The organism is Variovorax sp. N23, assembly GCF_025486315.1.
In the GTDB taxonomy this organism is placed as follows: domain Bacteria; phylum Pseudomonadota; class Gammaproteobacteria; order Burkholderiales; family Burkholderiaceae_C; genus Variovorax.
Window position 1 is genome coordinate 555,788 of record NZ_JAOOPY010000001.1, and the last position, 20,094, is coordinate 575,881.

Genomic DNA, 20,094 nt, shown 5'->3' on the forward strand with positions numbered 1-20,094 from the left:
CGGTGCTGGCCTTCATCATTCGCCGCCTGCTGCAGGCGGTGCTCGTCATGGCCGTGATGTCGGGCCTGGTCTTCGTCGGCCTCTACGTCGTCGGCGACCCCGTGTCGATGATGGCGAGCGCCGAGGCCACCGACCTCGAACGCGACGAGATCCGCGCCAACTTCGGGCTCGACAAGCCGCTGTGGCAGCAGTACGGCATCTTCATGTCGCACGCGCTGCAGCTGGACTTCGGCAAGAGCTTTCTCACCGGCCAGTCGGCCATGGGGCTGATCCTGGAGCGCATGCCGGCCACGCTCGAACTCGCCATCGTGTCGATGGGCCTGTCGATGCTCATCGGCGTGCCGCTGGGCATCTGGGCCGGGCTGCGGCCGAACGCGATCAGCACGCGCGGCATCATGACCGGCTCGGTGCTCGGCTTCTCGCTGCCCAACTTCTGGGTCGGGCTGATGCTGATCATGGTGTTCGCCGTGTACCTGGGTTGGCTGCCGGCCAGCGGGCGCGGCGCGACCGTCAACATCGGGCCGCTCGACCTGAGCGTGCTCACGCTCGACGGCTGGTCGCGCCTGCTGCTGCCGGCCGTGACCATCGCGCTGGCCAAGGCCGCGCTCATCATCCGCGTGACCCGTGCCGCCACGCGCGAGGCGCTGCCGATGGACTACATCAAGTTCGCGCGCGCCAAGGGCCTGGGCTGGAGCCGTATCCTGCGGGTGCACCTGCTCAAGAACATCATGATCCCGATCATCACGGTCGGCGGGCTGGAGTTCGGCCAGGTGGTCGCCTTCGCGGTGGTCACCGAGACCATCTTCGCGTGGCCCGGCATGGGCAAGCTGCTGCTCGACTCCATCATCACGCTCGACCGCCCGGTGGTCGTGGCGTACCTCCTCCTCATCGTGTTCTTCCTCGTGATGCTCAATCTCGCGGTGGACATCCTCTATTCGGTGCTCGACCCGCGCGTGCGGCTGCAGGGAGCCAAGGCATGAACGACACGACCCAGGTCGCACCGGCTATCGTGGCCGAGGGGCCGGTGGCGAAGCTGCCGCCGCCCGAGACGCCGTGGCAGCGCTTCCGCCGCGAGTTCATGGCCAACAAGCTGGCGATGTTCGGCCTGGTGCTGCTCGCGCTGGCGGTGTTCGTCGCGGTGTTCGCGCCGTGGATCTCGCCGCAGAACCCCTACGACATCGGCAAGCTCGACATCTTCGATTCCAAGCTGCCGCCGGGCAGCCAGGATGCGGCCGGCACCATGACCTACTGGCTGGGCACCGACGGCCAGGCGCGGGACCTGCTCTCGGCCATCTTCTACGGCCTGCGCACCAGCCTGATGGTGGGCGGCATCTCGGTGGCGGCAGCGCTCGCCATCGGCAGCGTGGTCGGCTTGGCGGCGGCCTACTTCGGTGGCTGGATCGATGCGCTGCTGATGCGCATCGTCGACATCCAGCTGTCGTTCCCGGCCATCCTCGTCGCGCTGATCCTGCTGGCCATTCTCGGCAAGGGCGTCGACAAGGTGATCATCGCGCTCATCATCGTGCAGTGGGCCTACTTCGCGCGGGCCGCGCGCGGTGCCGCGCTGGTCGAGCGCGCCAAGGAATACGTCGAGGCCGCGCAGTGCATGTCGCTCGGCTGGCCGCGCGTGCTGCTGCGCCACATGCTGCCCAACTGCATGCCGCCGTTGATCGTGATCGCGACCATCGACCTGGCGCATGCCATCGCGCTCGAATCGACGCTGTCCTTTCTCGGTGTCGGCGTGCCGGTGACCGAGCCCTCGCTCGGCATGCTCATCGCCAATGGCTTCGAATTTCTGCTCTCGGGCAATTATTGGATCTCGTTCTTCCCGGGCATCGCGCTGGCGCTGTCGATCGTGGGTATCAACCTGGTGGGCGACCACCTGCGCGACATCCTCAACCCGCACAACGCCAAATGACGAACGACCGATCCGTGCCCGTGCTCGACGTGCAGGGCCTGCAGACGCACTTCTTCACCCACGGTGGCGTGGTCAAGGCGGTCGACGGGGTCGACCTGCGCGTGCACGCTGGCGAAATCCTCGGGCTGGTCGGCGAGTCGGGCTCGGGCAAGAGCATCACCGGCTTCTCGGTCATCGGCCTGATCGATGCGCCGGGCCGCGTCGCAGGCGGTTCCATCCGCTACCTCGGCGAAGAGCTGGTCGGCGCGACGGAGCAGCGGCTGCAGAAGCTGCGCGGCAAGGAGATCGCGATGATCTTCCAGGACCCGATGATGACGCTCAACCCGGTGCTGCGTGTCGACACGCAGATGGTCGAGGCGATCCACGCGCACGAGAAGGTCAGCGCCAAGGCCGCGCTGGCGCGGGCGCGCGACGCGCTCGCGATGGTCGGCATTCCGTCGCCCGAAGAGCGGCTGCAGACCTACCCGCACCAGCTGTCGGGTGGCATGCGCCAGCGCGTGGCGATCGCCATCGCGTTGCTCAATGGCCCGAAGCTGATCATCGCGGACGAGCCGACCACGGCGCTCGACGTGACCATCCAGGCGCAGATCCTGTACGAGGTGCAGAAGCTGTGCCGCGAAACCGGCACCGCGATGATCTGGATCACGCACGACCTGGCGGTGGTGTCGGGCCTGGCCGACCGCATCGCCGTGATGTATGCCGGGCGCATCGTCGAGAGCGGCGCGACGGCCGACGTGATCGGCGCGCCCTCGCACCCGTACACGCGCGGGCTGATCGATTCGATTCCCACGCGCGCCACGCACGGCACGCTGCTGCGGCAGATCCCGGGCATGACGCCTTCCCTGCTGCACCTGCCGCAGGGCTGCGCCTTCCGTCCGCGCTGCAGCCATGCGACCGACACCTGCCTGGCGGTGCCGCAGCCCGAACCCGCACCGGCGGGCAAGACGGTGCGCTGCTGGCACATGCTGACCCCCGAGATGGCCTGAACGCGCATGGAAACCCTTCTCGAACCTACGCCCCTGGGCCCGGTCAGCACCGGCACGCCGCTGCTGCAGCTCCAGGGCATCTCCAAGCGCTTCGTGCAGGACATCGACCTGGCCGGGCGCATCGCCAACCTGATGGGCGCGAACAACCGCGCCTCTGTCGTGCATGCGGTGGCCGACGTCGACCTGGAGATCCGACCCGGCGAAGTGATCGGCGTGGTCGGCGAATCGGGCTGCGGCAAGTCGACGCTGGGCCGCGTCATCGCCGGCATCAACCCGCCGACCGAAGGCACCGTCAGCTATCTCGGCAAGCCGATCAGCGACATGAACGCGACCGAGCGCCGCGCGTGGGGCCTGGGCGTGCAGATGATCTTCCAGAACCCGATGGCCTCGCTCAACCCGCGCATGCGGGTGATGGACATCGTGGGCGAAGCGCCGGTGGTGCACGGGCTGGTGAAGGCCAGGGACAAGGCCGATTACGTCGGCGCGCTGATGCGCCAGGTCGGGCTCGACCCCGACTACGCGCAGCGCTACCCGCACCAGTTCTCGGGCGGGCAGCGCCAGCGCATCGGCATCGCGCGCGCGCTGGCGCTCAAGCCGCGGTTGATCGTTTGCGACGAGGCGGTGGCGGCGCTCGACGTGTCGATCCAGGCGCAGGTGCTCAACCTCTTCCTCGCACTGCGCCGCGAGTTCGACCTGACCTATCTCTTCATCAGCCACAACCTCGGCGTGGTGGGGCATGTGTCGGACCGCGTGGTCATCATGTACCTCGGCCGCATCGTCGAGGTGGCGCCGACCGAGACCATCTTCAGCGCGCCGAACCACCCGTACACGCAGGCGCTGCTGTCCGAGCTGCCGACGCTCGAGACCACGCGCCGCGCCTACCAGCCCATCAAGGGCGAACTGCCGTCTCCCCTGGCGCCGCCATCCGGCTGCGCCTTCCATCCGCGCTGCCCGCACGCGATGCCGCGCTGCCAGGTCGAGGCGCCGCTGCTGCGCACGCTGCAGCCCGGCCACACCAGCGCGTGCCACCTCAACGACCTTCCTGCATGACCGCTTTGAAACCCGTTCTCCCCAGCGTCCCCACGCCGTTCCCGCCCTTCACGCTGCGCTTGCCCGAGGGCGATCCGCTGCCGCTCATCTGCGACTCGCCGCACAGCGGCGTGAAGTACCCCGACGACTTCGGCTACGCCGTGCCCTTCGACCTGCTGCGTGCCGGCGAAGACACCGACGTGCATGTGCTGTGGCAGGCGCTGCCGTCCGTCGGCGCCACACTGTTGGCGGCCGAATTCCCGCGCGCCTACATCGACCCGAACCGCGACATCGAGGACATCGACGCGGGCATGCTCGCCGAACCGTGGCCCACGCCGCTCAGCCCCAGCGAGAAGACGCGCCTGGGCATCGGCCTGATCTGGCGCGACGCGAAGAAGAACGGTAACGGCGCCATCTACGACCGCAAGTTGCCGGTGGCCGAGATCCAGAACCGCATCGCGACCTACCACGCGCCGTACCACGCGGCCATGCGTGAGCACATCGAGGCCGCCTATGCGCGCTTCGGCGCCGTGTGGCACCTGAACCTGCACTCGATGCCCGCCGACTCCTACGAGGGCCTGCAGATCCAGAGCGACCATCCGCTCGCCGACTTCGTGCTGGGCGACCGCGACGGCACCACCGCCGCGCCCGAGTTCACCGCGATGGTCGCCGAGGCGCTCAGGAGGCGCGGCTTCAACGTCGCGATCAACGACCCCTTCAAGGGCGTCGCGCTGATCGCCCGCCTGGGCCGGCCGGCCGAGCGCCGCCACAGCCTGCAGATCGAGGTGCACCGCGGCCTCTACATGAACGAAATCACCCGCGAGCGCAGCAAAGATTTCAATGCGCTGCAAGATGCGCTCAAGGGCGTCTCCCAAGACATCGCAACCTACGTGAAGGACCAAGTGAAATGACCGTCATCGCCGACATCGAAGACAAGCACGCGGAGTTCACCGCGCTGCGCCGCGACATCCATGCGCACCCCGAACTCGCGTTCAAGGAAACACGCACCTCCGACCTCGTGGCCGAGCGCCTCGCGGCGTGGGGCATCGAGGTGCATCGGGGCCTGGGCACCACCGGCGTGGTCGGCGTGCTGCACGGCACCCGCGGCCCCGGCGAGCGCGCCGTCGGCTTGCGCGCCGACATGGACGCACTGCCCATGCCCGAGCACAACCGCTTCCTGCACGCCTCAAAGAACCCCGGCCGCATGCACGGCTGCGGCCACGACGGCCACACCGCGATGCTGCTGGGCGCCGCGCACTACCTGTCCACGCACCGCGACTTCGAAGGCACCGTCAACTTCATCTTCCAGCCCGCGGAAGAGGGCGGCAACGCCGGCGCCAAGGCCATGATGGACGACGGCCTGTTCGACAGATTCCCGTGTGAAGAGATCTACGGCATCCACAACATGCCGGGCTTCGAGGCCGGCCACTTCGCCTTCCGCAAGGGACCGACGATGGCCTCGAGCAACCGCTTCGACATCATCGTGCGCGGCACCGGCGGCCACGCGGCGCAGCCGCACAAGGCGGTCGACACCATCGTCATCGCCGCGCAGATGGTCGGCGCGCTGCAGACGCTGATCTCGCGCCACAAGAACCCGATCGACGTCGCGGTCGTCAGCGTCACGCAGATCCACGCCGGCGACGCCTACAACGTGCTGCCCGGCGAAGCCGTGATCAAGGGCACGGTGCGCACCTTCAGCACCGAGGTGCTGGACGACATCGAGGCCAACATGCGCCGCATCGCCGAGATGCTGCCGCAGGCGCACGGCGGCACCGGCGAGCTGAAGTTCCACCGCGCCTACCCGCCGCTGGTCAACTGGGACGCGCAGACCGACTTCGCCATGCAGGTCGCCAAGGACACCTTCGGCGCCGACAAGGTCGACGGCAACACGCCGCAGCACGGCGGCGCCGAGGACTTCTCGTTCTACCTGCAGAAGGTGCCGGGGTGCTACCTGTTCGTGGGCAACGGCGGCGGTGGCCACCGTGAAGAGACCTACCACGGCATGGGCCCGTGCGAGCTGCACAACCCGAACTACGACTTCAACGACGCGCTGCTGCCGGTGGGCTCGACCTACTGGGTGCGGCTGGTCGAGGCGTTCTTCGCGCGCGAGTGAGTGCGGGGCCGGCGGGCCGCGGCCCCTGCAGGCGGTGCCTGCGCGCGCTCGGCTGCCGGATGGCCCCCGCTTCCCTTCAGCGCCGCTGCCTTGATATGTATCAAGGGCGAAGGCGGCTGCGGCGCGCATCGTGGTGTGTGCGAGTGCCGTCCCGGGTGCTCGAAAGGAAAAACCATGAAGCTCATCGGTATCCTGGCCGCGTCCGCCGTGGTCGTGCTCGCCGGCTGTTCCTCCTTCCCCAACGCGGGGCGGAGCCAGGCGTACGAGGCGCATCATCCGGATGAAACCGCGCCGAAGGTCGATCCGGCCGCCTTCGAGCAGCAGATGGAGACGATGCGGGAGATGCATCGAAAGATGATGGCCGCCGCCACCCCCGCAGAGCGGGCGGCCCTGAGGAAGGACCACATGCAGGCCATGCAGGGCGGCATGGCGATGATGGGGCGGATGGGCGGCGGCCGGCCGATGATGGGCCGCGGTGGCGCAGGCATGCCGATGCAATGCAGCGGCACGCCCTCGGCCTGCGGTGGCCCGCCCACGCAGAAGGACATGGCGCAGCGCATGGACATGATGGAAATGATGATGCAGATGATGCTGGACCGCGAGGCGGCGACGCCGCCTGCGGCCAGGTAGCGGCATCTGCCGGGGCGCGCCGAAATGCACATGCCTTCCCACCGCAAGAGGGCAGCGGCTGCAGGGGCGCATGCCGGCCACGCGCCATCTCGGCCCCCGAGCGGGGGCCAGGCGGGCTCGCAGGATGCCGAGTACACCTGTCCCATGCATCCGCAGGTGCGGCAGAGGGGACCGGGGCACTGCCCCCTCTGCGGCATGGCGTTGGAACCCGTGGTGGCGACCACCCAGTCCGGCGACAGTCCCGAACTGCGCGACATGACGCGGCGCTTCTGGGTCGCACTGGTGCTGACCGTCCCGGTCTTTGCCCTGGAGATGGGCGCGCACCTGGTGGACATCCATCACCTCATCGGTCAGCAGACCTCGAACTGGATTCAGCTGCTCTTCGGAACGCCGGTCGTGCTGTGGGCCGGCTGGCCGTTCTTTGCCCGCGCGGGGGCGTCGGTGAAGAACCGCAGCTTGAACATGTTCAGCCTGATTGCCTTGGGCACCGGCGTCGCCTGGGTCTACAGCATCGTCGGGACGGTGATGCCGCAGGTCTTTCCGGCCGCGTTCAGGGGGCCTGACGGCGCGGTAGCCATCTACTTCGAAGCCGCCGCGGTCATCACCGTGCTGGTGCTCCTCGGTCAGGTGCTGGAACTGCGGGCCAGGGAGAAGACCTCGGGCGCGATACGCGCACTGCTCGACCTGGCGCCGAAGGAGGCGGTGCGCGTGAAGGCCGACGCAAGCGACGAGCGCGTGCCCCTGGACAGCGTGCAAGTGGGCGACTGGCTGCGCGTGCGTCCCGGCGAGAAGGTGCCGGTCGATGGCGAGTTGACCGACGGCAAGGGCACCGTCGACGAATCGATGGTCACCGGGGAGCCGATGCCGGTGGCCAAGGCGCCGGGCTCGAAGGTGACGGCGGGGACGCTCAACCAGACCGGCGGCTTCGTGATGCGGGCCGAGAAGGTCGGCGCCGATACCCTGCTGTCGCAGATCGTCCATATGGTGGCCGCCGCCCAGCGCAGCCGGGCGCCGATCCAGCGCATGGCGGACCAGGTGGCCGGGTGGTTCGTTCCGGTCGTCATCGGCGTGGCGGCGCTTGCTTTCGTCGCCTGGCTCGTGTGGGGTCCGAGTCCGTCCTTCTCCTATGCGCTCATCGCGGCTGTTGCCGTGCTCATCATCGCGTGTCCCTGCGCACTGGGCCTGGCGACCCCCATGTCCATCATGGTGGGCGTGGGGCGCGGCGCGCAGAGCGGCGTTCTCATCCGGGACGCCGAAGCGCTGGAACGGATGGAAAAGGTGGATACGCTGGTGGTCGACAAGACGGGCACCCTGACCGAAGGCCGTCCCCGGGTCGTGACGGTGCAGCCGGTCGAAGGCTTCGACGCGGGCCATGTACTTCAGAGGCTGGCCAGTGTGGAGCGGGCCAGCGAGCATCCGCTGGCTGCCGCCATCGTGGCCGACGCCCTGGAACGCCAGCTTCCGCTCCTGCCCGTGACCGGGTTCGACTCCCCGGTCGGCAAAGGCGTCGTCGGCGTCGTCGACGGCGCCCGCATCGTCTGCGGCAGCGCGAAGTTCCTGGCGGAGAACGGCATCGAGGTCGCCACGCTCACGGCGGCCGCGGAAGCTGTCAGCGCCCGAGCCGCCACCGTCATCTTCGTCGGCATCGACGGCCGCCTGGCCGGATTCGTCGGCATCGCCGACCCCATCAAGGCCAGCACCGCCCAGGCCATCGCCGCACTGCGCGAGGCGGACATCCGCGTGGTCATGCTCACCGGCGACGGAAAGACAACGGCGCAGGCGGTCGGACGGACGTTGGGCATCGACGAGGTCGTCGCCGAAGTCCTTCCCGAGGACAAGGCCGCCGTGGTGCAGCGGTTGAAGAGCGAAGGGCGCGTCGTCGCGATGGCCGGCGACGGCGTCAACGACGCGCCGGCACTCGCTGCGGCGGATGTCGGCATCGCCATGGGCACCGGAACCGACGTCGCGATGGAGAGTGCCGGCGTGACGCTGCTGCACGGCGACCTCATGGGCATCGTGAAGGCGCGCCAGTTGTCGCAGGCGACGATGCGCAACATTCGCCTGAACCTCTGGTTCGCCTTCGGCTACAACGTCCTTGGCATACCGATCGCAGCCGGCGTGCTGTACCCGTTCTTCGGCATCCTGCTGTCGCCGGTCGTGGCCGCAGCGGCCATGGCGCTGTCTTCGGTGAGCGTCATTGCCAACGCCCTTCGATTGCGCGCGAGCAAGCTGGAGGGTTGAAGCCAGCCTGCACGCCAGCCACCGGCCGCGGGCGTGCGGCCGTCTTCAGCCGGCCTGCAGCAGCCCGATGGTCACGGCGCCGGGCACCGATTCGCGCATCGCTTCGACGAAGCGCCGCAGCTTCGCCGGGTAGTGGCGCGCATACGGGTACACCAGGTGCATCGGCAGCGGGTTGGCGCGCCATTGCGGCGTCAGGTGCACCAGCCGTCCGGCCGCCAGGTCGTCGGCCACCGCCCAGGCCGACACCACGCTCACGCCCAGGCCCAACAACGTGGCGTTGCAGGTCGCGTACAGGCTGTCGGTGCTCAGGCGTGGGGTGATCGGCACGTTGTGCTGTTCGCCGCTCTGCACATGCGTCAACGTGATGTCGGTGCGGTAGAAGCTGCGCAGTGCCAGCCAGGGCAGCGCCGCGAGTTCCTTCGCATGCGACGGCGCCGGCCCGTCGCCGAGCACCGACGGCGCCGCCACCACGATGCGTGGCACCTCGGCCAGCGCGATGGCGACCAGTTGCGGGTCGGTCACTTCGCCGACATGGATCGCGCAGTCCACCGCGTCGGCGATGAAGTCGGGCGCGCGGTCGTGCAGCAGCCAGTCGACCGACACGCGGGGGTAGCGGCGCAGGTAATCGGCCAGCGGGCCGACCAGCACGTTCTGGCCGAAGGCGTGCGGCGCCACCACGCGCAGCGTGCCTTCGGGCTCCGCACCCGCGCCGCGCAGGTCGGACTCGAAGCTGTCCCAGGCGGCGATCAGTTCCTTGGCCCGCGCGAAGCAGCGCTCGCCGTCTTCCGTGAGCTTCATGGCGTGCGTCGAGCGGCTCAGGAGGCGCGTGCCCAGCGAGCGCTCGAGCGCCTGCAGGCGGCGGCTCACCGTGGGCTGTGTGGCGCCCAGCTGCGCCGCCGCGGCCGACAGGCTGCCGGCCTCGACGATGCGCACGAAGGTCTGCATCAGCTGGATGCGGTCCCCGGCCGCGCTGGGCGGGAAGGCCGGAGACGGCGGCGTGGCGATGGGGGCGGTGGTGGGCATCGGATCTTTCGTATGCGCTGAACGTATAAGCATTTTGCGCCGGCAACCCCTACCGCGCGAACTGCTTCTTGAGCACACTCCGATCCAGTCTTTCGCAATCAAGGGTTTACCAGCATGTCTCCCATTCACGCTACGCATACGTCCGCCGCCCCTCCGGCGGCGGCCCCCGCGCTGCCCGCCTCGCTCGTCCTGCTGCTCGCCACCGGCGCCGGCCTGGCGGTGGCGGCGCTCTACTACTCGCAGCCGATGCTCGGCGTGCTGGGCGCCGACATCGGCGCCTCGGCCCGCGCCGTCGGCTTCGTGCCGACGCTCACGCAACTGGGCTATGCGCTGGGCATCCTGCTGCTCGCGCCGCTGGGCGACCGCTACGACCGCCGCCGCATCATCCTGATGAAGGCCGCGGTGCTCTGCGTCGCGCTGCTGCTGGCGGGTGCCGCACCGTCGATTGCGGTGCTGCTGGTCGCCAGCCTGGTGATCGGCCTGTCGGCCACGCTGGCCCAGGACATCGTGCCGGCCGCCGCCACGCTGGCGCCGGAGGCGAGCCGCGGCAAGATCGTCGGCACGGTCATGACCGGGCTGCTGCTGGGCATCCTGCTGTCGCGGGTGGTCAGCGGCTTCGTCGCCGAACACTTCGGCTGGCGCACGATGTTCATCGCCGCGGCGCTGAGCATTGCGTTGATCGGCGGCGCCGCCTGGCGCGGCCTGCCGCGCTTCCGGCCGACCACGCAGCTGAGCTACGGCGCGCTGATGGGCTCGCTGGTCAAGCTGTGGAAGCGCCACGGCGCCCTGCGCCGCGCCACCTTCGCGCAGGCGCTGCTGTCGATCGGCTTCAGCGCCTTCTGGTCGACGCTGGCCGTCATGCTGCACGGCGAGCCCTTCCACCTGGGCAGCGCGGCCGCCGGCGCCTTCGGCCTGGCCGGTGCGGCCGGTGCGCTGGCGGCACCGATCGCCGGACGCATCGCCGACAAGCGCGGCCCCGAACTGGTGACGCGCCTCGGAGCCTCGCTGGTGCTGGCGTCCTTCGCGGTGATGGCGCTCGCGCCGTGGATGCAGCCGCATGCGCAGCTCGGCCTGCTGGTGGTCGGCGCCATCGGCTTCGACCTCGGCATCCAGGCCACGCTCATCGCGCACCAGACCATCGTGTACAGCATCGAGCCGGCCGCGCGCAGCCGCCTCAACGCGGTGTTGTTCGTCGGCATGTTCCTGGGCATGGCGCTCGGCTCGGCGCTCGGCGCGCTGATGCTGGCGCAGTGGGGCTGGATGGCGGTGGTCGGCCTGGCTGCGGCATCGGCGGCCGGTGCGCTCGCCGTGCGCCTCTGGCCGGGGGCAGCGAAGGCGCACTGAGCCGGGCGCACCTCAGACGATGAACAGCGCCGGGTCCACCATCGTGCGGTTGAGCATCACGCCCCAGTGCAGGTGCGGCCCGGTCACGCGGCCGGTGGCGCCCACGGCGCAGAAGCGGTCGCCGGTCTGCAGCGCGTCGCCCACCTTCACGTCGATCGCGCTCAGGTGGCAGTACATGCTGAGCAGGCCGCGGCCGTGGTCGAGCCACACTGTGCCGCCGTTGAAGAAGTAGTCGCCGGTGTCGATCACGCGGGCCGGCAGCGGCGCCCGCACCGGCGTGCCGGTGCCCGCGGCGATGTCCATGCCGCTGTGCGGATTGCGCGACTGGCCGTTGAACACGCGGCGCAGGCCGAAGGAGCTGGAGCGTCGGCCGGGCACCGGCACCGCCATCTGCAGGTCGGCCGGCAGCGCCTCGGTGAAGGCGGCCATCACGCGGGCCTGGTGGTCGCGTTCGCGCTCGTAGCGCGCCTGGTCGGCGGCCGACAGGTCGACCGTGCCGGGCGCCACCTTCAGGCGCTGCTCGCTGTAGCGCTTGGGGGCGATGCCGTAGGCGACGGACCTTTCGGCGCCGCCGTCGGTGCGCACCACGATGCGCGCGCTGCCCACCGCTGCCGCCAGCGGAATGCCGACCAGCGCGGTCCATTCGATCGGGTCGCCGGTGACCAGCAGCGGCACGTCGGCGTCGGTGTGCGCCGTCGGGCGCACGGCCGCGGGGCCGAGCGACAGCCGCGCCACCCCGCCCGGCACGGCAGAGGCCTGCGGCCAGGGTCCGGCTGCGGCTGTCGATGGCGCCGCGAGCGCGGGCAGGGTCGGCAGCAGCAGGGTGCCGAGCGTGCCGAGGAGGGCGGTGCGTCGCGTGGTGGCGTGCGAAAGGCAAGGGTCGAATGAAGGCATCGGGCAAGTCTAGCGAGCGGCCGCGCCTGCAGACATCCGGCATCGGCGAGACAATCCACGGCCCGGCCGATCGGCGGTCGGGCCGCGTCTGTCCGAATCCGTTCTCGCTTCATGCCCTCCGCGCCCGCCACGTCCGAACCATCGTCCGCCGTCGAGTTCTCCCTCCGACGCATCGCGCTTCCCGCCTTCGGGCCTTCTCTGCTCTTCGGGGTGGGCGAAGGCGCCATCCTCCCCATCGTTCCGCTGATGGCGCGAGACCTCGGCGCTTCGGTGCCGATGGCGGCGCTGACGGTAGCGCTGATCAGCATCGGCTCGCTGCTCAACAACATTCCGGCATCGTTGATCACGATGCGTTGGGGCGAGCGCTGGTCCATCGTGGCGGCCGGCCTCTGGAGCGCGCTCGGCATGGCCCTCTGCGTGCTGACGACGCACCTGGGCCTGTTCGCTGCGGGCTGCTTCATGGTGGGCATGTCGCAAGCGGTCTACAACCTGGCACGGCAGAGCTACCTGACCGATGCCGTGCCCGTGGTGTACCGAGCGAGAGCGCTGTCGACACTGGGCGGGGTGATGCGGATCGGCATGTTCATCGGCCCCTTTCTCGCTGCGGCGGCCGTCCACTACTTCGGGCTGTCGGCGGCCTTCGTGGTAGGCATCGTGGGCGTGACCTGCGCGGCCGCCATCGGCGCGCGCATTCCCGATCTGGAAATCTCGCCGCTGCCCGCCGGCCATGCCGCGCCGGCCGCCGTCACGATGGGATCGACCCTGCGGGACCACCGACGCGTCTTTCTCACGGTGGGCGTGGGCGTGCTGCTGGTCAGTGCCGTGCGGGCCTCGCGTCAGGCCGTCATCCCGCTGTGGGCGGAACACCTGGCACTGGCGCCCGCGGTCGCGTCGCTGATTTACGGCCTGTCGGGTGGCATCGACATGCTCGTGTTCTACCCGGCGGGCAAGGTGATGGACATCAAAGGGCGGCGCTGGGTCGCGGTGCCGTCGATGCTCATGATGGGCGCGGCGATGTTGCTGATGCCGTTCACCACGGGTGTTGTTACGCTGTTGCTCGTCGCGCTGGCCATCGGCTTCGGCAACGGCATCGGTTCGGGGATGATCATGACGCTCGGTGCCGACCATTCGCCGCGCCATGGCCGGGCGCACTTCCTGGGCGTGTGGCGGCTGATGTCGGACATCGGGGCCTCGTCCGGCCCGGTGTTGTTGTCGTTCCTGGCAGGGACCGTGTCGCTGGCGGCGGGCATTGCGTTGACCGGGCTGCTCGCACTCGTCGCGGCGGGCGTGCTGGCCCAGTGGATTCCTCGAGCTGCGACTGCACGCGCCGCGGTCGGCAAGAAGAATCCGTAGCGCCGCGTCAACCGGCCCATGCGCCCGGCGCCAGCCCGTCCAGGGTGTAAGGCCCGATGGCCGCGCGGATCAGCCGCAGCGTCGGGTGCCCGACGGCCGCCGTCATGCGGCGCACCTGGCGGTTGCGACCCTCCTTGATGGCGAGCTCGATCCAGGTGGTGGGGATGGCCTGCCGCACACGGATCGGCGGGGTCCGCGCCCACACGTCCGGCGGCGGGTCGAGCCGGTGCGCGCGGGCCGGGCGCGTCGGGCCGTCGTTGAGGGTCACGCCATCGCGCAGCGCGGCCAGCGCCGCGTCGTCGGGCACGCCCTCGACCTGCACCCAGTACACCTTCTCCATCTTGAAGCGCGGATCGGCGATGCGTGCCTGCAGCTTGCCGTCGTCGGTCAGCAGCAGCAGGCCTTCGCTGTCGGCGTCGAGCCGGCCGGCCACGTACACGCCCGGCAGGTCGATGAAGTCCTTGAGGCCCTGCCAGCGGCCCTCGGGCGTGAACTGGCTCAGCACGCCGTAGGGCTTGTTGAAGCGGAGGAGGCGCGGAGGGGCGGAAGACACCATGGGGCGCTGAGGATAGCGCCCCGCTCTCAGCTGCAGGCCCGAGCCGCCCTCAGCCCTGGCGCGGCGGCGCCACGCGCGCCAGCCACGCCAGCAGCACCGCCACCACCTCGTCGCGGTTGGTCTCGTTCAGCGCCTCGTGGCGCGCGCCGCCGAAGGCGTGGCACGACACGTCCCGCAGGCCGGCGTCGCGGTAGCGCTGCACCAGCGGGTAGAACCACTCGCCCTTGTTGCTCACCGGGTCTTCGTCGCCGATGAACAGGTACAGCGGCAGGTCGGGCCGGATGCGCGACCGCATCGCGGCGGGCGTGAGCGCTGCCGCGTTCGCGAACATCGATGCCCAGCTCTCCGGCGTGACCGTGAAGCCGCACAGCGGGTCGGCGATGTAGGCGTCGACCTGGGCCGGGTCGCGGCTGAGCCAGTCGAAGGGGGTGCGCACGTCGGGCAGCGCGGCGTTCATGTCTTCCAGCCGGAAGCCGGTCTGCACGGCCGCGCCCAGCATGTCGATGGCGGTGGTGCCCGACATCGCGGCACCGGCCAGCAGCGCGCTGTGCTGGACCAGATAGTGCTGCGCCGCGAAGGAGCCCATGCTGTGGCCCAGCAGGACCAGCGGCAGCCCCGGATGCGCGGCACGCGCATGCCGGCTCAGCAGCGCCATGTCATCGACCAGCCCGGCGAAGCCGCGCGGGCCGAAGTCGCCCAGCTCGCCATGTGCCGCCGCATGCGGGCCGTGGCCGCGGTGCTCGTTCGCATAGACCACGTAGCCCGCGCGCGTGAGCGCCTCCGCCAACGGCCGGTAGCGCAACGAATGCTCGCCCATGCCATGCGCGATCTGCACGATGGCATGCGGCTCGCCGCCTTGCCAGCGGTGCGCCTCGATGGCGTGGCCATCGTCGGCGGTGAGGGTGAAATCGGTCTCTGTGTGCGGCATGTGTGTCTCCAGAAGAATGATCTTCATCGTAAAGGAGCCCATGCGGCACCGATGTGGCGGCGGCCTGCGTCAGGCGTGCTGTGCGGCACGCGCCCTCGGAATCGGCCGCCCGCGGCACGATGGGTAGTTCGCGCACCCCCAGAACGGCCGCGCGAACTTGCCGGACGTGCGCTCGACCATCTTGGTGCCGCAGCTGGCGCAGGTGGGCCGCCAATACTCGCCCTCGTAGGCCACGGCGAGCAGGGCGGCCTGTTGCTCCGGCGTGCGCTGGCCGATCAGCTTGAGCAGCGCCGCGCCGTCCTGCAGGTGGATGCCGTTGTCGGCGGCGAAGGCCAGCGCGTCGGCGGTGAAGCTCGAGCTCGTCACGAACGTGCCGTGGCGCAGCTTGTTCGCCGTCATCACGCCGAGGAATTCGCGCATCTCCTTCACGCCCACCGGCTTGCCCTGCCAGTGCTTGCACTGGACGATGCGCGGCTGGTCCATGTGCTGCGATTCCAGCCAGATGTCCACGCCGCCATCCGCCCCGTGCGACTGGCTGCGCGTCGCGAGCCCCGCCTGCGCATAGAAGGCCTCGCACACGGCCTCGAAGCGGCGCCACTCGATGTCGGCGAGCACCACCGGGCTCCAACTTGCCTGCTGCCGCACACCCAGCGGCGTGGGCGGTGCCACGGGCGCCGCGGCTGGCTTGCGCGCCGCCAGCTTCTTCGACAGCGGCGCCGTGTCCGGCGTGACGGACCGCGTCGGCTCGGCGACCGGCTCCTGGTTCGATCGTTGGACGAAGTAGTTCAGCACCAGCAGGACCGCGCCCAGCATCAGCGCCACCCAGCCCGCCGGCCGCAGCACCTGGCCGATGGTCGGGCCCAAGTGGGCGCGCATCAGGTTGGGGATGACGGTGAGGAGCAGGACGCCGATGACCAGCGCGGCCAGGCCCTTGCCGGCGAGGTCAGTGCGCGCCTTCAAGCGATGACGGTCGTTTCTGCTTGGACTGGACATGGCCGTTCTTGGCGCGTCACCTTCGCCTTATTTTCCCCAGCTGTCCCGCATCCCAGCCGCACGATTGAACACATGCCGCCCAGCGTCCGCCGCCTTCGCGTCCACGACGAAGTAGCCGTGCCGCTCGAACTGGAACCCGGCGCCGCCTTCCGCGCTCGCGAGCGAGGGCTCCACGAACGCCGAACACTTCACCAAGCTGGCCTTGTTCAACTCATCCAGCAGTTCCCCACTGCCCGGCTGCGCCTCGACAAACAGCCGCTCATACAACCGCACCTCCGCCGCCACCGCATCCGCCACGGCCACCCAGGTGATGTTCCCCTTCACCTTGATCGCGTCCGCACCGGGCGTGCCGCTCTTCGTGTCGGGCACCAGCGTGGCCTGCACTTCGAGCAGCTTGCCGTCGGCATCGCGCGTGGCGCCGGTGCATTCGATGGTGTGGCCGTACTTCAGGCGCACCTTGTTGCCGGGGAAGAGGCGGAAGAAGCCCTTGGGCTGCACGTCTTCGTAGTCGGTGCGTTCGATCCAGACCTCGCGGCCGATCTTGAAATGGCGTTCGCCGCGTTCCGGGTGGTGCGGGTGCACGGGAGCGCTGCAGTCGTCGAGGATGTCGTCGCTGCCCATGAGTTCGCCCCAGTTGGTGATGACCAGCTTCACCGGGTCGAGCACGACCATGGCGCGTGGGGCGATGGGGTCGAGGGTTTCGCGCAGCGCGGCTTCGAGGGCGGCGTAGTCGGTCCAGCCGCCGGCGGACTTGGTGGTGCCGCTGCGTTCGCAGAAGAGCTTGAGCGCCTCGGGCGTGTAGCCGCGGCGGCGCAGGCCGGCGAGGGTGGGCATGCGCGGGTCGTCCCAGCCGTCGACGTGGCCTTCTTCGACCAGCTGGCGCAGCTTGCGCTTGCTGGTGAGCACATGGGTCACGTTCAGGCGCGCGAATTCGTACTGGCGCGGATGCGGGCTGGCGATGAGGCCGCCGGCCGCGAGGTTGTCGAGCAGCCAGTCGTAGAAGGGGCGCTGGTCCTCGAACTCCAGCGTGCAGATCGAATGGGTGATCTGCTCCAGCGCGTCCTCGATCGGGTGCGCGAAGGTGTACATCGGGTAGATGCACCACTTGTCGCCGGTGTTGTGGTGCGTGGCCCGGCGGATGCGGTAGAGGGCCGGGTCGCGCAGGTTGATGTTGGGGCTCGCCATGTCGATCTTGGCGCGCAGGATGGCCGCGCCGTCTTCGAGCTGGCCGTCGCGCATGGCGCGGAAGCGTTCGAGGTTCTGCTCGACCGTGCGCGAACGGAAGGGGCTGTCGACGCCGGGCTTGCCGAAGTCGCCGCGGTTGGCGCGCATCTCTTCGGGCGTCTGTTCGTCGACGTAGGCGAGGCCGCTCTCGATCAGGTACTCGGCCGCGCGGTACATGAAGTCGAAGTAGTCGCTCGCGAAGTACTCGTGCGGCTGCATCGTGCCGGGCGCGCTGGGGCGGTCGGCCAGGTAGGTTTCGTAGCCGAGCCACTTCACCGCGTCGCGGATGGAGTCGACGTATTCCTGCTCTTCCTTCTCGGGGTTGGTGTCGTCGAAGCGCAGGTGGCACACGCCGCCGTATTCCTTGGCCAGCTCGAAATTCAGCCAGATGCTCTTGGCGTGGCCGATGTGCAGGTAGCCGTTGGGCTCGGGCGGGAAGCGCATGCGGACCTTGGCCGGGTCGGGCATGCCATCGGCATGGTGCCGGGCGTCGCCGGGCGAACCGCCCCACTGTCGGCCGGCATAGGTGTTCTGTTCGAGGTCGTTTTCGATGACGTGGCGCAGGAAATTACTGGGCGCAGCGCCGGCTTTGGCGGCGTCTTTGTCGGCAGGGGAGGTCATCTGTTCATTCTAGAGGCGGGGGTGCATGGGTTACCTTTGGCAACGAACTTCACGGCGCAGCGTGAACCTGATTAACACCTGACGCGTTCAATACACACATGGGCGTCAGGCGCCCAACCCGGCGGATTCAATCCAGAATCCGCCAAAAGTTTTAACAGGAGTCCCGTCATGAGCCTCACACGTTCGACCTTCTTCAAATGGATGGCCAGTGGCGCCGTCGCGGCTGCCGCGCTGCTCGGCGCATCGGCCGCCAGTGCCCGCGGTGACGTGAGCTGGTCTGTCGGCATCAACGCACCCGGCATCGCGCTCGGCGTGGCCGCACCCACCTATTACGCGCCGCCGCCCGTGTACTACGCACCGCCGCCGGTCTACTACCGTCCGGCACCGCCGGTGTATTACCGCCCGGCGCCCGTGTACTACGCGCCGCCGCCGGTGTATTACCGTCCGGCGCCCGGCTACTACCGCGGTCACGGTCATCGCCACGGCGGCTACTACCGCTGAGTACCGGCGAGTCCGGCCGGCCCCAGGGGCTGGCCTGAAGACAAACGACAAAGCGCGCGCTCCGGCTGACAGGCCGGGCGCGCGCTTCGTCGTTGGGGGGCCGTCAGTGCGCCGTCGCGTCCAGCTTGAAGACGCTGACCGCGCTGACCAGCGTGGCGGCCTGCTCCTGCAGCGAGCCGGCGGCCGCGGCCGCTTCTTCCACCAGCGCCGCGTTCTGCTGCGTCACCTGGTCCATCTGCGTGATCGCCTGGTTGATCTGCTCGATGCCCTGCGTCTGCTCGTGGCTCGCCGCACTGATCTCACCCATGATGTCCGTCACGCGACGCACGCTGGCCACGATCTCGTCCATCGTCTGGCCCGCTTCGGCCACCTGGTGGCTGCCCGCTTCGACCTTGCTCACCGAGTCGTCGATGAGGCCCTTGATCTCCTTGGCCGCAGCGGCCGAGCGCTGCGCCAGGCTGCGCACTTCAGAGGCGACCACCGCAAACCCGCGGCCCTGCTCGCCAGCGCGTGCCGCTTCCACGGCAGCGTTCAACGCCAGGATGTTGGTCTGGAAGGCGATGCCGTCGATGACCGCGATGATGTCGACGATCTTCTTGCTCGAGGTGTTGATCGCGCTCATGGTGTCGACCACCTGGCCGACCACGCTGCCGCCGCGCACGGCCACCTCGGAAGCGGACGCAGCCAGCTGGTTGGCCTGACGTGCGTTGTCGGCGTTCTGCTTGACCGTCGAGGTCAGTTCTTCCATCGAGGCCGCAGTCTGTTCCAGCGAGCTGGCTTGCTGCTCGGTGCGCGAGGACAGGTCCTGGTTGCCCGAGGCGATCTGGCTCGAGGCCGTCGCGATCGTGTCGGTGCCCTGGCGCACTTCGCCCACCACCTTGGCGAGGTTCTCGTTCATCGTCTTCAGCGCGGTCATGAGCCGGCCGGTTTCGTCGCGCGAACGCGCCTCGACGCGCGAGCTCAGATCACCGGCGGCCACGGCTTCGGCAACCAGCATGGCCTCGCCGATCGGGCGGGTGATCGAGCGCGTGATGAACCATGCCACCCAGGCGCCCAGCGCCAGCGCGATGCCGCCGACGGCGATCATGAGCTGGGTGGCGCGGGCGTAGTCGTGGCTGGCCTGGATCGAGGCGGCTTCGCTCAGATTACTCTCGTAGACGGCCAGCTCTTCCAGCAGCGCCAGGGTGGCTTGCAGGGCCGGTCGTGCCTGTTGCATGAGCGTGCGGGTTGCTTCGTCGTTCAGGTTCTTCAACCCCATGTCAATCACCAGCCCCGTGGCCGATGCGCTGCGCACGGCGGCTTCGTCAACCTTGGCGAGCTTTTCTTTGCCGATGTCGCTGACCATCAGTTTGGCCAGGGCGTCCTTGGCGGTGCTGTAGCGCGCCTTGGCCGCAGTGATGCGCTTCATCTCTTCGGCCATGTCCTTCTCCTCGTTCAGGAGCACGACCACGACGGTGGACGCCAGGATGTCGCGGATCGCGTTCTGCATCGTGCCCACGGCCGACACCCTGGCATTGTTGTTGTGCACGATGGTGTCCAGGTGGCGATCGATGCTGCGCATCGACGTCAGGCCCATGGCCAGTACCAGCATCAGTAGGGCCAGCAGTGTGGCGAACGCGGCACCCATGCGGGTACCGATCTTGAGGTTGTTCAGTGTTTTCATCGAGGTCGGATGGCGGATCGGGCCGTCGCCCGTCGACAGCCCTTGGCTGCATATCGGCCGAACGCGGCGCTTCTGCA

18 protein-coding genes are annotated in these 20,094 nt (G+C 69.2%); 11 read left to right on the forward strand and 7 right to left on the reverse strand.

The window, feature by feature from the left end:
• Positions 1-2: 2 nt before the first annotated feature.
• From N8A90_RS02675 to N8A90_RS02710, 8 genes are all read left to right on the forward strand, one after another.
• Positions 3-980, forward strand: a complete 978-nt coding sequence (locus tag N8A90_RS02675) for an ABC transporter permease (protein ID WP_262073092.1) — start codon at positions 3-5, stop codon at positions 978-980.
• The gene (locus N8A90_RS02680) at positions 977-1,918 is read left to right on the forward strand and encodes an ABC transporter permease (protein WP_410087620.1); all 942 of its coding nucleotides are present in this window, start codon (positions 977-979) and stop codon (positions 1,916-1,918) included. Before N8A90_RS02675 ends, N8A90_RS02680 begins: the two co-directional genes overlap by 4 nt.
• Positions 1,915-2,904: an ABC transporter ATP-binding protein gene (locus N8A90_RS02685; protein WP_262073093.1), complete on the forward strand. Its 990-nt coding sequence runs from the start codon at positions 1,915-1,917 to the stop codon at positions 2,902-2,904. The genes N8A90_RS02680 and N8A90_RS02685 overlap by 4 nt, the downstream gene beginning before the upstream one ends.
• A gap of 6 nt (positions 2,905-2,910) precedes the next feature.
• Positions 2,911-3,954 carry an ABC transporter ATP-binding protein gene (locus N8A90_RS02690; protein WP_262073094.1) on the forward strand — a complete coding sequence of 348 codons (1,044 nt, stop codon included), beginning with the start codon at positions 2,911-2,913 and terminating at the stop codon, positions 3,952-3,954.
• A complete protein-coding gene (locus N8A90_RS02695; RefSeq protein ID WP_262073095.1) occupies positions 3,951-4,844 on the forward strand; it encodes an N-formylglutamate amidohydrolase in 894 nt (297 codons plus the stop codon). The genes N8A90_RS02690 and N8A90_RS02695 overlap by 4 nt, the downstream gene beginning before the upstream one ends.
• A complete protein-coding gene (locus tag N8A90_RS02700) occupies positions 4,841-6,046 on the forward strand; it encodes a M20 aminoacylase family protein (RefSeq protein ID WP_262073096.1) in 1,206 nt (401 codons plus the stop codon). Before N8A90_RS02695 ends, N8A90_RS02700 begins: the two co-directional genes overlap by 4 nt.
• Before the next feature lie 174 nt (positions 6,047-6,220).
• Positions 6,221-6,676 carry a hypothetical protein gene (locus N8A90_RS02705; RefSeq protein ID WP_262073097.1) on the forward strand — a complete coding sequence of 152 codons (456 nt, stop codon included), beginning with the start codon at positions 6,221-6,223 and terminating at the stop codon, positions 6,674-6,676.
• 30 nt (positions 6,677-6,706) lie between these two features.
• Entirely contained in the window at positions 6,707-8,917 is a 2,211-nt protein-coding gene (locus N8A90_RS02710; protein ID WP_262073098.1) for a copper-transporting P-type ATPase, read from the forward strand.
• A 45-nt stretch (positions 8,918-8,962) separates the two neighbouring features.
• Here the strand turns inward: N8A90_RS02710 and N8A90_RS02715 are convergent, their stop codons facing one another.
• Complete coding sequence (locus tag N8A90_RS02715) at positions 8,963-9,940, reverse strand: LysR family transcriptional regulator (protein WP_262073099.1); 978 nt, start codon at positions 9,938-9,940, stop codon at positions 8,963-8,965.
• Between the two features lie 114 nt (positions 9,941-10,054).
• Here N8A90_RS02715 and N8A90_RS02720 point away from each other — a divergent pair, with 114 nt between their 5' ends.
• Positions 10,055-11,284: an MFS transporter gene (locus tag N8A90_RS02720; RefSeq protein ID WP_262073100.1), complete on the forward strand. Its 1,230-nt coding sequence runs from the start codon at positions 10,055-10,057 to the stop codon at positions 11,282-11,284.
• Positions 11,285-11,296: 12 nt separating this feature from the next.
• Here N8A90_RS02720 and N8A90_RS02725 read toward each other — a convergent pair whose 3' ends face one another.
• Positions 11,297-12,178 carry a peptidoglycan DD-metalloendopeptidase family protein gene (locus N8A90_RS02725; RefSeq protein WP_262073101.1) on the reverse strand — a complete coding sequence of 294 codons (882 nt, stop codon included), beginning with the start codon at positions 12,176-12,178 and terminating at the stop codon, positions 11,297-11,299.
• 111 nt (positions 12,179-12,289) lie between these two features.
• Between N8A90_RS02725 and N8A90_RS02730 the strand changes: the two genes are divergently transcribed.
• Positions 12,290-13,531 carry an MFS transporter gene (locus tag N8A90_RS02730; RefSeq protein ID WP_262073102.1) on the forward strand — a complete coding sequence of 414 codons (1,242 nt, stop codon included), beginning with the start codon at positions 12,290-12,292 and terminating at the stop codon, positions 13,529-13,531.
• A gap of 7 nt (positions 13,532-13,538) precedes the next feature.
• Here N8A90_RS02730 and N8A90_RS02735 read toward each other — a convergent pair whose 3' ends face one another.
• From N8A90_RS02735 to N8A90_RS02750, 4 genes are all read right to left on the reverse strand, one after another.
• Entirely contained in the window at positions 13,539-14,087 is a 549-nt protein-coding gene (locus N8A90_RS02735; protein ID WP_262073103.1) for a pseudouridine synthase, read from the reverse strand.
• 49 nt (positions 14,088-14,136) lie between these two features.
• Positions 14,137-15,015, reverse strand: coding sequence for an alpha/beta fold hydrolase (locus N8A90_RS02740; RefSeq protein WP_262073104.1), 879 nt, complete (start codon positions 15,013-15,015; stop codon positions 14,137-14,139).
• Positions 15,016-15,084: 69 nt separating this feature from the next.
• Positions 15,085-15,975, reverse strand: a complete 891-nt coding sequence (locus N8A90_RS02745) for a restriction endonuclease (RefSeq protein ID WP_262073105.1) — start codon at positions 15,973-15,975, stop codon at positions 15,085-15,087.
• A 60-nt stretch (positions 15,976-16,035) separates the two neighbouring features.
• Positions 16,036-17,853: a glutamine--tRNA ligase/YqeY domain fusion protein gene (locus N8A90_RS02750; RefSeq protein ID WP_262073106.1), complete on the reverse strand. Its 1,818-nt coding sequence runs from the start codon at positions 17,851-17,853 to the stop codon at positions 16,036-16,038.
• Positions 17,854-18,021: 168 nt separating this feature from the next.
• Between N8A90_RS02750 and N8A90_RS02755 the strand changes: the two genes are divergently transcribed.
• A complete protein-coding gene (locus N8A90_RS02755; RefSeq protein ID WP_262073107.1) occupies positions 18,022-18,354 on the forward strand; it encodes a hypothetical protein in 333 nt (110 codons plus the stop codon).
• A 103-nt stretch (positions 18,355-18,457) separates the two neighbouring features.
• Here N8A90_RS02755 and N8A90_RS02760 read toward each other — a convergent pair whose 3' ends face one another.
• Positions 18,458-20,017 (reverse strand): methyl-accepting chemotaxis protein, encoded by a 1,560-nt coding sequence (locus tag N8A90_RS02760; RefSeq protein ID WP_262073108.1) that lies wholly within the window; start codon positions 20,015-20,017, stop codon positions 18,458-18,460.
• Positions 20,018-20,094 lie beyond the last annotated feature (77 nt).

What these genes read in the sequence shown, in the direction of transcription:
- N8A90_RS02680 (WP_410087620.1), top strand. Translation starts at nt 977, where the DNA reads ATGAACGACACGACCCAGGTCGCACCGGCTATCGTGGCCGAGGGGCCG.
- N8A90_RS02685 (WP_262073093.1), top strand. Translation starts at nt 1,915, where the DNA reads ATGACGAACGACCGATCCGTGCCCGTGCTCGACGTGCAGGGCCTGCAG.
- N8A90_RS02690 (WP_262073094.1), top strand. Translation starts at nt 2,911, where the DNA reads ATGGAAACCCTTCTCGAACCTACGCCCCTGGGCCCGGTCAGCACCGGC.
- N8A90_RS02695 (WP_262073095.1), top strand. Translation starts at nt 3,951, where the DNA reads ATGACCGCTTTGAAACCCGTTCTCCCCAGCGTCCCCACGCCGTTCCCG.
- N8A90_RS02700 (WP_262073096.1), top strand. Translation starts at nt 4,841, where the DNA reads ATGACCGTCATCGCCGACATCGAAGACAAGCACGCGGAGTTCACCGCG.
- N8A90_RS02705 (WP_262073097.1), top strand. Translation starts at nt 6,221, where the DNA reads ATGAAGCTCATCGGTATCCTGGCCGCGTCCGCCGTGGTCGTGCTCGCC.
- N8A90_RS02710 (WP_262073098.1), top strand. Translation starts at nt 6,707, where the DNA reads ATGCCTTCCCACCGCAAGAGGGCAGCGGCTGCAGGGGCGCATGCCGGC.
- N8A90_RS02715 (WP_262073099.1), bottom strand. Translation starts at nt 9,940, where the DNA reads ATGCCCACCACCGCCCCCATCGCCACGCCGCCGTCTCCGGCCTTCCCG.
- N8A90_RS02720 (WP_262073100.1), top strand. Translation starts at nt 10,055, where the DNA reads ATGTCTCCCATTCACGCTACGCATACGTCCGCCGCCCCTCCGGCGGCG.
- N8A90_RS02725 (WP_262073101.1), bottom strand. Translation starts at nt 12,178, where the DNA reads ATGCCTTCATTCGACCCTTGCCTTTCGCACGCCACCACGCGACGCACC.
- N8A90_RS02730 (WP_262073102.1), top strand. Translation starts at nt 12,290, where the DNA reads ATGCCCTCCGCGCCCGCCACGTCCGAACCATCGTCCGCCGTCGAGTTC.
- N8A90_RS02735 (WP_262073103.1), bottom strand. Translation starts at nt 14,087, where the DNA reads ATGGTGTCTTCCGCCCCTCCGCGCCTCCTCCGCTTCAACAAGCCCTAC.
- N8A90_RS02740 (WP_262073104.1), bottom strand. Translation starts at nt 15,015, where the DNA reads ATGCCGCACACAGAGACCGATTTCACCCTCACCGCCGACGATGGCCAC.
- N8A90_RS02750 (WP_262073106.1), bottom strand. Translation starts at nt 17,853, where the DNA reads ATGACCTCCCCTGCCGACAAAGACGCCGCCAAAGCCGGCGCTGCGCCC.
- N8A90_RS02755 (WP_262073107.1), top strand. Translation starts at nt 18,022, where the DNA reads ATGAGCCTCACACGTTCGACCTTCTTCAAATGGATGGCCAGTGGCGCC.
- N8A90_RS02760 (WP_262073108.1), bottom strand. Translation starts at nt 20,017, where the DNA reads ATGAAAACACTGAACAACCTCAAGATCGGTACCCGCATGGGTGCCGCG.